The sequence below is a fragment of the Acinetobacter sp. L-24 genome, assembly GCF_056857555.1.
The window spans coordinates 33,119-44,368 of sequence record NZ_JBSXNI010000021.1; the positions used below are offsets into that span (position 1 = coordinate 33,119).

9 protein-coding genes and 2 pseudogenes are annotated in these 11,250 nt (G+C 41.2%); 7 read left to right on the forward strand and 4 right to left on the reverse strand.

The features are described from left to right. Window positions 1-16: 16 nt before the first annotated feature. The 4 genes and pseudogenes from AC13CK_RS01300 to AC13CK_RS01315 all read left to right on the forward strand — a co-directional run bounded on the left by AC13CK_RS01300 (window position 17) and on the right by AC13CK_RS01315 (window position 3,772). A complete protein-coding gene (locus tag AC13CK_RS01300; protein ID WP_425878540.1) occupies window positions 17-760 on the forward strand; it encodes an SDR family oxidoreductase in 744 nt (247 codons plus the stop codon). Window positions 761-1,169: 409 nt separating this feature from the next. Beyond that, window positions 1,170-2,229 (forward strand): annotated as a pseudogene (locus tag AC13CK_RS01305) (fatty acid desaturase). Window positions 2,230-2,444: 215 nt separating this feature from the next. After that, complete coding sequence (locus tag AC13CK_RS01310; protein WP_004280437.1) at window positions 2,445-3,155, forward strand: SGNH/GDSL hydrolase family protein; 711 nt, start codon at window positions 2,445-2,447, stop codon at window positions 3,153-3,155. Window positions 3,156-3,187: 32 nt separating this feature from the next. Then, window positions 3,188-3,772 carry a uracil-DNA glycosylase family protein gene (locus AC13CK_RS01315; protein ID WP_425878538.1) on the forward strand — a complete coding sequence of 195 codons (585 nt, stop codon included), beginning with the start codon at window positions 3,188-3,190 and terminating at the stop codon, window positions 3,770-3,772. A 98-nt stretch (window positions 3,773-3,870) separates the two neighbouring features. Here the strand turns inward: AC13CK_RS01315 and AC13CK_RS01320 are convergent, their stop codons facing one another. From AC13CK_RS01320 to AC13CK_RS01330, 3 genes are all read right to left on the reverse strand, one after another. Next, window positions 3,871-4,347 carry a pyridoxamine 5'-phosphate oxidase family protein gene (locus tag AC13CK_RS01320; RefSeq protein ID WP_071850087.1) on the reverse strand — a complete coding sequence of 159 codons (477 nt, stop codon included), beginning with the start codon at window positions 4,345-4,347 and terminating at the stop codon, window positions 3,871-3,873. Window positions 4,348-4,506: 159 nt separating this feature from the next. Further along, a complete protein-coding gene (locus AC13CK_RS01325) occupies window positions 4,507-4,944 on the reverse strand; it encodes a hypothetical protein (protein ID WP_425878536.1) in 438 nt (145 codons plus the stop codon). Window positions 4,945-5,111: 167 nt separating this feature from the next. Further along, a complete protein-coding gene (locus AC13CK_RS01330; protein WP_180038459.1) occupies window positions 5,112-6,668 on the reverse strand; it encodes a phospholipase D family protein in 1,557 nt (518 codons plus the stop codon). A 120-nt stretch (window positions 6,669-6,788) separates the two neighbouring features. Here AC13CK_RS01330 and AC13CK_RS01335 point away from each other — a divergent pair, with 120 nt between their 5' ends. The 3 genes from AC13CK_RS01335 to AC13CK_RS01345 all read left to right on the forward strand — a co-directional run bounded on the left by AC13CK_RS01335 (window position 6,789) and on the right by AC13CK_RS01345 (window position 10,211). Further along, window positions 6,789-7,901, forward strand: coding sequence for an S-(hydroxymethyl)glutathione dehydrogenase/class III alcohol dehydrogenase (locus AC13CK_RS01335; protein ID WP_425878534.1), 1,113 nt, complete (start codon window positions 6,789-6,791; stop codon window positions 7,899-7,901). A 208-nt stretch (window positions 7,902-8,109) separates the two neighbouring features. Beyond that, window positions 8,110-8,640, forward strand: coding sequence for a hypothetical protein (locus AC13CK_RS01340; protein WP_005266297.1), 531 nt, complete (start codon window positions 8,110-8,112; stop codon window positions 8,638-8,640). Between the two features lie 521 nt (window positions 8,641-9,161). Then, window positions 9,162-10,211 (forward strand): 3-deoxy-7-phosphoheptulonate synthase, encoded by a 1,050-nt coding sequence (locus AC13CK_RS01345; protein WP_425878530.1) that lies wholly within the window; start codon window positions 9,162-9,164, stop codon window positions 10,209-10,211. Window positions 10,212-10,828: 617 nt separating this feature from the next. Here the strand turns inward: AC13CK_RS01345 and AC13CK_RS01350 are convergent. Continuing rightward, window positions 10,829-11,250: pseudogene (locus AC13CK_RS01350) on the reverse strand (ISNCY family transposase); the annotation flags it as partial.

The window sequence follows — 11,250 nt, forward strand, 5'->3', positions numbered from 1 at the left end:
GGAATAGGGTAAATACATGGCTAAAACAATTTTAATTACCGGTGCAAGTTCAGGGATCGGCGCCGGTATGGCACGTGAATTTGCGAAAAAAGGCTATAACCTGGCGATTTGTGCACGTCGTTTGGAGCGTCTGGAAATCTTAAAGCAGGAACTGGAAAGCCAATATGGCATCAAAGTCATTGCCAAAACACTAGATGTCACCGATTACGATCAAGTGTTTGAAGTGTTTCGTGCTTTTAAAGAAGACTTTGGCACCATTGACCGAGTTATTGTGAATGCTGGTGTCGGTGAGGGCCGCCGGATTGGTAAAGGTAATTTTGCTATCAATAAAGCCACGGTTGAAACCAACTTTATTTCGGCATTAGCACAATGTGAAGCTGCAGTTGAAATCTTCCGTGCACAAAACTCTGGCCATCTGGTGATGATTTCATCTATGAGTGCAATGCGCGGTATGCCAAAACATTTAACGGCTTATGGTGCAAGTAAGGCCGGCGTGGCTCATTTAGCGGAAGGCATTCGAGCTGAATTGATCGGTACGCCAATAAAAGTGACCACCATTTTCCCAGGATATATTCGTACTGAAATTAATGAAGGGGCAAAAAAGCTACCTTTTGAAGTAGATGAAAAAACTGGTTCGCGTTTATTGGCAGCAGAAATTGAAAAAGCACCAGTTAAGGCTTATGTGCCGAAATGGCCTTGGTTGCCACTCGGTCTAGCCATGAAAGTATTACCACTTAAACTGGTGAACAAGTTAGGTTAAAAGCGCTCTTAGATCTATAAAAAGAGAAGCTAGAGCGCTTCTCTTTTTATTTTTTATGACAAACTGAGAAAAATTTCTGAATCAGTATTTTTTTCTAAAAAATGTATAGCTTGAATTTACAAAAAAGCGAAATTTTATAAATCCTAATATATTGATTATTAAAATAAAGTTTTAAATTATCAAAAATTATATTTTTATTTTATTGATGAATTTGCAATTAAATCAATTACTTTTAAATTTTCGTTTCATGAGAAAGACCATCTTTTACTTTTCCTAATTTTCGCCAATTTTAAGAACTTTTCCAAACTGTCCAAAACTTAGACATACTCACTCTAAAAGTGGAAAGATAACTTCTCTTTTTTAGAATTTCCTTTAATGTACAACCGTTCAGAAATTAAAGGTTGTCCATATGTCTACATCTGCGGATATGACTGACCAGCAGCGAATCTCCAAGGTCAGAAGTATCGTTACCCAGGCCGGGGAAGAGGTGCGTGCTCGTTATCCCATACTCAAACATCAGAACTTTATAGGTGCGAGTATTTTAGGCTTTGCCTGGGCAGGCATGATTGCATGCGCGGTAGCATATGGAACAGGTTATCTCTCAGCATGGTTTACCATTCCCTTGATTGCGATTTTTGCATCATTGACCCATGAATTGGAACATGACCTGATTCATTATATGTATTTCAAAAAAACACCTTGGGCACATCATCTGATGCTGGCACTGGTCTGGTTGGCACGTCCAAACACCATCAGTCCGTGGGCACGTCGTCGTTTACATTTGCATCATCATAAATATTCAGGCACTGAACATGACCTGGAAGAACGTGGCATCAGTAATGGTATGCCTTGGGGGCATTCGCCGAATTCTGGTGATTAGTGACCAGTTGATGTCAGTGTATCTGCGTCCATTTCAGATGATTAAAATGATTCATCTTTTCCTGGAAAAACAGCCTGAAAAAGAACGTAAAATTGCCATGATTTCTCAGCTATTTGGCTTTTTACCTCTCAGCATTATTTACTATGGATTGTGCTACCTGTTTGTGGTCTTTCATGGTTTAAATGCAGTTTCACCGCTATTCGGTTATGAGATGCTCTGGTCGCAAGGCATTGTCGACGCGATGCCGATTGTAAATCTGCTGGCAGTCATCTGGGTGATTCCGAACTTTATCCGTTCTTTTAGCTTGCAGTTTGTCAGCTCAAATATGCATTACTATGGCGATATTGATCCACGTGATGTGATCAAACAAACCCAAGTGCTCAATCCATGGTGGATGGTTCCGTTCCAGTTATTCTGCTGTAATTTCGGTTCGACCCATGCGATTCATCATTTTGTGGTCAAAGAGCCATTTTATATCCGTCAACTGACGTCCAAAACGGCGCATAAAGTAATGAAAGAAGTGGGCGTGCGTTTTAATGATGTGGGAACTTTTAAGCGTATGAATCGCTGGAATGACTATAAAATCTAAGCTTTGATTGTCATAAAAATCCCGTTTTTAAGCGGGATTTTTTATATTTATCCTTGATGTTTTACCCAATGGCAAGATGTATAAGCCTGTATTTTGCAAGAATCCTATCTTAGTTAAATTTAGGTGAACATTCATTTAAAATGACTGTTGAGGAAATAGTTCAAAAGAATAAACTCAGGTAAAATTAAGTATATCCCTATATAAATTAGCCCGCTATGTTGCTGAAAGCCGCCACCATTGCCTTGATTCCTGCACTTGTCATTCAGGGTAATCGTGTCAAGAAAAATACCCTAAGACTGCCGGAACCTGAAGGTGCACGTGAAGGTCAAACCGGAACCGGCAACAAACTGTCTCTGCTCATTTTAGGGGATTCGGCAGCAGCAGGTGTAGGAGTAGAACATCAGGATGACGCATTACTGGGTGCAATTCTGCATGAACTGAAAGATGACTTTGAAATTGACTGGAAATTACAGGCCAAAACAGGCGATACCAGCTCAAAAGTAATTCATGCTTTGGACCAAATAGAAGTCCAGCACTATGATGTAATCGTCACGTCGGTTGGCGTCAATGATGTGACCAAACTGATACCTGTCGAGGTTTGGATTCAGAAGCAGGAACAGCTTTATAGTAAAATTCAGCAAAAATTTAGTCCGAAACTGATCATTGCTGCCGGTGTGCCGCCAATGAATATGTTTCCGGCGCTACCGAATCCTTTAGCCTGGCTATTTGGCCAGTATGCTAAACAGATGAACCAGCAACTAGAAAATTTTGTGAATCAGCAAGTGAATATGCAATGGATTGAATACGATATTGAGAAGTATCGTGCCATGAATTTACAAATGGCTGCAGATGGTTTTCATCCGAGTAAGGAAGTTTATACACTTTGGGGACAAGAAGTAGCTGGCAAGATTCGGAAGACCTTCTAAAATAGTTGAAATCTCTCAATTTAGTTAATTCTATGTCTGATATTGAAACGCATCCGCTACCGCCATTTTTACCGCCCAATGCCAAATTACTGATGTTGGGTAGTTTTCCGCCACCTGCCACACGCTGGAAAATGAACTTTTATTATCCAAACTATCAAAATGATATGTGGCGGATTTTTGGACTGATTTTCTTTGAAAATAAAGATTACTTTTTAGATCTACCCAATAAAAAATTTCAGGAACAATTGATCCGGGAGTTTTTAACAGAAACGGGGATTGCGATTTTTGATAGTGGCTATCAGATCCGGCGTTTAAAGGGCAATGCTTCAGACAAATTTTTGGAAATTGTAGTACCTACCAATATTGAGCAACTACTCAGCCAAATGCCGCAGTGCAATCATATTATGACCACAGGCGACAAGGCCACAGACACCATGATGCTGTCCATGCCTGAAGGGACTTTAAAGCCGAGTATTGGTCAACCTAGCCAGGCCCATTTTGTCGGACGTGATCTGTATTTATATCGCATGCCTTCATCTTCTCGAGCCTATCCGATTTCTCTGGAGAAAAAAGCCGAAAGTTACCGGACGATGTTTGAACATGTGGGTCTGGTTTAATATTTAATCCAATAATCAGATGAAAAAATAGTTAAAGAAGTTTCTGGGCTGCAGATAAGAAATGAACTTACTATTTGTAAGTTTTTGGTTGTATTTATTCACATATTTGGATATTCGACCCAGCGATAGCTATTGATCTTAATCTCCCGGACATGATGAAAGCTGGACCAGATTAACTGGCTACCTTTGGTCCATTTTAAAGCTCGAATACGCGAATCCACCTGCTGTATTTCCTCAGGTGAGGCCGGACGTAAAGGCTCAATTTCTGCATATAAGCGTACTCCTGGATAACGCTTAAATTTACCTTTAAGCAACGCATGAAACCAAAACATTTTGCTACTGTTCACAGCCTGTATGCAGGCCATCGGCTGATGCTGTAAATTTTCAGAAAAAGTAGTGGAATAAGTATCAAAAAAGAAACCCGTACTGGTCTTTTTGTTGAGGAATACGGTTCCGATCGGAGTAATACTAGGAAAGCCTTTGGAGTTGACTGTTGCAATAGAGCAATGCATGGCGGCCCGTTGTGCATCAGCGACCACCTGGCGAATCTGTTGCCATTCATTATCAGAAATCATGCCTTGATTCTCTTATTATTTTTATAAATTTTATAACAAGTTACCCAGCTCGGCATTGCCTGAAAAAACTGAAGCTACGGCAGTTTGATCAATCTAAATCGTTATTCAGATTATAAAAAAGAGCCCCATAGGCTCTTTAAAAAATGCAAAACTCGGCGATTAGCCATCGTATTCGACATAATCCCATAAGTTTAAACGTGCTTTAATTTCCTGACGGATCTCGGGCAAGATCGGCAAAAGAGTGCCATCAATCCATAAGCTCAATGCTTGGGCAGAGAGTACTTGCTGCAGTTCATCGACCAGTTGTGCACCTTTCAACATAATACCGGTCTCATCAGTGGCTTCGGTTTCTACACCTTTAAATAAAACCTGTAATTCATAACCGCTATCCTGAATCAGCCATTCCAGTTCAAGTTGAATATTTTCACTGGATTTCAAAACTACCTGTCCCTCGACCGTATCGGAGTCGGACAGACAGTCATGTTCCACCCGAATTTTGGCCAAATACCATTCTTGCTGGGATAAATCATGGAGAGTTTTTACAGGCGTCAGAATATCACTGAACTTAAACTGACGGCTTAAATCAAAAAATTGCATGGGAGTGGAGGGCGAACAATCGCAAAATACGAGAAAAGTGTAATTCTAAAGTAAGCGCAATCGACTGTAAAACCTTTTAAAAGATGATCGGACTAAGTTAGGTTAATCGGCTATTCTCGAAATACGGGCTTTTCATAGCATGTAATTTTAAGGTCACTCCAATGTCATTACATTAACCATTCACCGGGAAATTTCGTCACCAGATTCATCATAAAACGCTGGAATTTTGTAGTTTCCGGATCATGTGAATGTTGAATGCTACGGCCATCTTTTTGATGTTCCAGCCAAATCATTTCATTTTTTTCGTTCAGTTTAAGTTGATAAGCCACGCGTGGTAAGTACTGATCCATCGCACTGGTGATTTCCTTCTGAAAATCTTCCGATTCAATGACCAGACCGACTTCGGTATTCAGATAGGCTGAACGCGGATCAAAATTAAATGAACCGACAAACACCATGCCATCCAGATCAAAAAATTTGGCATGCAAACTGGAGCTATTTTTGTTTTTAGCCGGGATGATGTCTCCAGTCATAATTTCATACCAGGTCCGTTCCGGACGGACAATGTAGGGTTTAAATTCCCAGAGTTCGATGCCACTTTTCAATAATTGCTGACGATATTGCTGATAATAGGCATGCACCGCAGCCACATCATTGGCCTGAAAAGAGTTGGTCAGGATTCTGATTTTCACACCTTGTTGCGCACGGCGGGTTAAATAGTCGGCCCCTTTTTGCGTGGGAATAAAGTACGAGGACACCAGTTCCAGATGTTTTTTTGGCTCACCCATCAGTTCGAGCATATGGGTATAAATATAATCGCCATTTTTGGCATGGGGGCGTGCTTTTGCGGGACTATCCGCAACAAAATAAGCCGGAGCCCAGTGAATGGGTTGTTTTTTTAAGTGTTGTTCGACTTGTTTCTCGGCAATGCCCACCCGGCGTTTGAGTTCAGTTTCGTCAACATCTTCTCGTTCAAATTCAGTTCTGAGCCTTTTAAGCATTTCAGGATGGCCGGCATCATTCAAGATCTGTCGAACGTCATAACTCAGATCATCATTCCAGAAGTTAATAAAGGTCTGATTGGCATCTGTTACGCTTTGCCCTGCGAAGAATATATCCACATCGGTGAATTGAAAATCTTCACTGGCATCAAAATATTCACTACTGATATTGCGGCCGCCGGTCACGGCTGCAGTGCCATCCGCAATGATTAATTTATTGTGCATGCGATGATTAACCTTTTTCATCCGGAAGCCATAATCTAGCGCACGTAAATGACGAAATTTATAGGGATTAAAAATCCGGACTTCAAAATTTGGATGCTGGCTTAAAGCAAGAAGCTTGTCATCAAGCTGGGTGCCATTTTGATCATCAATCTGGACCCGAACTTTGACACCGCGATCGGCGGCTTTGAGTAATTGGGACAAGATCATATTGCCAATATAATCATCCTTCCAGATATAATATTGTAGATCCAGATGATATTTGGCTTTGTTAATCAGGTGCAGGCGTGCTGCCATACTCATAAAGCCATCATAGAGCGGCAAGAAAGCCGTTTTACCGCTATTAATCTGTTGTTTTGAAAGTTGATTGTCGATCCAGTGCGCAGGTCGAACCGGCGTGATTTTCGCTTCTTCAGCAGTGTTGGGAGCCAGTTCACAGCCAGAAAGCATGATGCTAAAAGTAAAAATGCTCAAACATACAAAGGGCGAAGGTTTAGTCATTGATGTTCCATTAATTATAGGATCTTTTATTCCTTATCTGGTGATGTTAATAGTTGAATCTCCGAATAGAAAGAGGTTACTGTTAGTCATCTGTAAATCAGCAAAAAAAGACAGTTTTACATGAAATCACGTGCAGCAGTTGCGTTTGGTCCAGGCCAGCCATTAGAAATTGTAGAAGTGGATGTTGCTCCACCAAAAGCAGGTGAAGTACTGGTAAAAATTAGCCATACAGGCGTGTGTCATACCAATGCATTTACCTTGTCTAGTGAAGATCCTGAAGGTGTATTTCCTGCAATTTTGGGTCATGAAGGTGCGGGTGTGGTCGTTGAAGTAGGTGAAGGGGTCACCAGCCTGAAACCGGGCGATCACGTGATTCCGCTTTATACTGCTGAGTGTGGCGAATGCTTGTTCTGTAAATCAGGTAAGACCAACCTGTGTGTTGCTGTGCGTGCGACCCAGGGTAAAGGTGTCATGCCAGATGGTACGACCCGTTTCTCTTATAATGGCGAGCCGATCTATCACTATATGGGTTGTTCAACTTTTTCTGAATATACCGTGGTAGCTGAAGTTTCTCTGGCAAAAATTAATCCTGAAGCCAACCATGAGCATGTTTGCCTGCTTGGTTGTGGGGTGACTACCGGTATTGGTGCGGTGCATAACACCGCTAAAGTTCAGGAAGGTGACAGTGTTGCAGTATTTGGTTTAGGTGGTATCGGTCTTGCTGTAGTACAAGGCGCACGTCAGGCCAAAGCCGGCCGTATCATTGTGATTGATACCAATCCGGATAAATTTGAACTGGCGAAACAGTTTGGTGCAACAGATTTCCTGAATCCAAAAGACTATGATCAGCCGATCCAGCAAGTGATCGTCGAAATGACTGGTTGGGGGGTAGACCATTCATTCGAATGTATCGGTAATGTAGATGTAATGCGTTCAGCACTAGAATGTGCGCATCGTGGCTGGGGTCAGTCGGTAATTATTGGTGTAGCCGGAGCAGGTAAAGAAATTTCAACCCGTCTATTCCAGTTAGTCACAGGTCGTAAATGGATGGGTACTGCTTTTGGTGGGGTGAAAGGTCGTTCACAATTACCGGGAATGGTAGAGCAATCCATGAAAGGTGAAATTCAGCTGGAACCTTTTGTGACTCATACCATGCCATTAGGTCAGATCAATGAAGCTTTTGACCTAATGCATGAAGGCAAGTCGATCCGTACAGTCATTCATTTTGACTAAGCTGTTTTAATCTAAAAAAGACCGGTATTAAACCGGTCTTTTTTATGCGGCTTTCACTTGATTCAGGATACATTAGTGCATGAAAGCCTCACAGAGAGTCACTGAAACAACACACGCCTGCTAATGTCATTACATGCCAGATGCTTATATTAAATAGGACGTATGAAGATACGTGCTAAAACCATTTTAAAGAATAAGGATAAGCTCTATGTCGAATGATAATTTTGATCGTGATGTAATTAAGAATGCGCCTAAAGATGTCCGCGATGATTTAAATGCTGATCCAATTACGGGTGAACCTGGCGCACATCCTGTAGGTACAGGTGTAGGTGCTGCAGGTGGCGCAGCGGCAGGTGCAGCCATTGGTGCTGCAGGCGGTCCAGTCGGTGTCGCTGTTGGTGGTGTAGTCGGTGCTGTTGTTGGTGGTCTGGCAGGTAAAGGTGTAGGCGAAGCTATAAATCCAACAGAAGAGCAAGCTTACTGGCGTGATAATTCGATCAATACGCCATACTATTCAGATGCCCGTACTAGCTATAGCGATCTGGATTATGACCGTGATTATGATACGGCCTACCGAGTCGGTTATGAAAACCGTGGCAGCTATGATGCCCATACCCGTTTTGAAGACGTAGAACCTGATTTGAGACTGAAATGGGAACAAATGAAAGGCGAATCACGTTTAAACTGGGAACAGGCTAAATTTGCAGTGCGTGATGCCTGGAATCGTGTTTCACGTTAATTTTTAATCTTTGGATTAAACTGAAGTTTCTTTGGTAAAATCTGCAATAGGTTTGTGGGTTTTACCAATTTTAGTGATACATCTCACGGTTTGATGAATTAATAAATAAAAGTAGAAAAGTTAATAAATATTTTTTTATATTTAATGCTTGTCAAATGATCACAGAGCGCGTATTTTAATTTCAGAATCACATTTTATGAAAGACATAACATGTTAAAGCAGCCTATCATTTCAAACGCATATTTTTATTTCTGGCAGTTTAGCTAATTGCCTGAATGCGTTTGGGCAATGAAAAGGTTGCCCACCAGTTTATACCTGATCGGCAACCCTGATCAGGTTTTTTTATGCCTTTCATTTTTTACAATATTTTGGAGACAGCCATGACAAACTTTAACTATTCATACTTTAACAACTTTTATTGGTCTTATTTTAGTCAGCTAATGACACTCACAACACCTTCGATTAGACCCATAACGCTCAAATAAAAGTTTGGACTGATTGCCAGTCCCAGGATTAAAGTCATGAATATCCCAAATACATCACAACAACATCATGCTGAAAGCATTTTAATTTTACCTCAGCAGCTTAAGCAGCAATTGCCACTGTCTCCGCAATTGGCCAGCCAAGTCGCTGAACATCGTCAAACCATTCAAAATATATTAGAAGGCAAGGATCATCGTTTGATGGTGGTCACCGGCCCATGTTCCATTCATGATGAAGCCTCCGCGCTAGACTATGCAGAAAAATTAAAACAGCTTCAGTCACAGGTATCTGATCAGATTTTCCTAGTGATGCGTGCTTATATCGAAAAACCACGGACTACGGTAGGCTGGAAAGGTTTCCTTTACGATCCAAATCTGGATGGTTCATCCAATATGCAATTGGGCTTGGAAAAATCCCGTAACCTATACCTCAAAATTATTGCAATGGGTCTCCCGATTGCCTCTGAAATCCTTAGCCCGATGGCAACAGCTTATTTCGATGACTTACTAGCTTGGGGTGCGATTGGCGCACGTACCAGCGAATCGCAAATTCATCGCGAAATTTCCAGCCATATGCCATATAGCATTGGTTTCAAAAATGGTACTGACGGTTCGATTCAAATTGCTCTGGATGCCATTCAGTCTGCCTCTCATCCGCATCAATTCCTGGGAATGAGCCAATCCGGTTTGCCATGCATTTTACACTCGCAAGGTAATCCTAAAGCACATTTGATTTTACGTGGCTCGAATAGCGGACCAAATTATCAATTGTCAGAAATTGAGAAAATCCGCGCCAAACATCAGATCGACTTACCCGCATTGGTGATTGACTGTAGTCATGGCAATAGCTCAAAAAATCCGATGCTGCAGCCTGAAGTACTGGAGCAGATCGTGGCAGAACGCTTACAGACCAATGTTCGTGGTGTAATGCTAGAAAGTCATCTTGTTGACGGGAATCAAAAAATTTCTGAGCAAATGACTTATGGTCAGTCAGTCACTGATGGATGTCTGGGCTGGAAAAAAACCGAACAACTATTGTTAAATATGACTGACTCACTACGAATTGAAGGTTTGAAGCGTAGTGCTTAAAACTGAATGATGTCTTTCCTCAATTGATTGGGGAAAGACAGAATCGGATGAAGCTGATCAGTGCATCTCCCAGATGCTTAAATCAGCTCATCAGAGCGTTTGAAAATAAAAATAATGATTAGAACGATTTTATAAATTGAATAAAATAATTAAATTAAAAAATAAACAATAACAATAATTTATTAGAGATCTTGCTCCAGCTCATTCTATACGGCTGACCAGTCATGATCTCAGGAATCTCGATATGTATACAACCGAATTGCTCGATGAAGCACGTAAATTTATGCACCATATGCTAAGCGTAATACGGACTCCAATAATGAACTGCGCTTGCAAATCAAATTGAAAAGTAATCGTCTTAACCCAGTTTTGCAGGCGGAAAGTACTCAAATATCTATGCTTGAGCAGTCTAGATCACGCACACTTTCTACCGATTAATACTGAGGATCTGGGCAACGCATAATTTGGCTAAAAACGTATGGCCAATGTCACTTTTAATGTTAGGTGGCATAATCAATGCCAGAGTCTGAAAGCGGATATTTCTATTTTGGACTTACAAGGGTTGTTATTCACCAATTAAAATGTCTATGCGATAAACCATTTAAAATGTCCTGTTTTTAACCACAAGAGTCAAGCACAGGATTTAACTTTCTTTGTTCAATAACAGCTTTCTGAGCTTTACGACTCGGCATACTTTTCTTGAGACGGGAACGTTTATTCTGTTTTTCCAACTCTTCATGCTGTTGCTGAATATGTGCCAGAACTGTACCTAACCGTTTATTCTCAACGATCTCATTCTGCTGTAGCCCAGCTAATTTATTGAAAATGCTGTAGTTGAGCTTTCGTCCCTCGTGCATGAGGGCCACAGTCCCATCCGGGTACTCCAGAAATGAAATATATTGCCCAACAAGCTTATGATTCAGCTCTGTCGGTTCAAGCAGATAAATACATTTGTCATAGGTCAGGGTCAGATTCTTGGTGACCTTACGCGGTTCCTGCCAGGTAAAAATATCATCCAGTTCAAGATGAGATTCGGTTA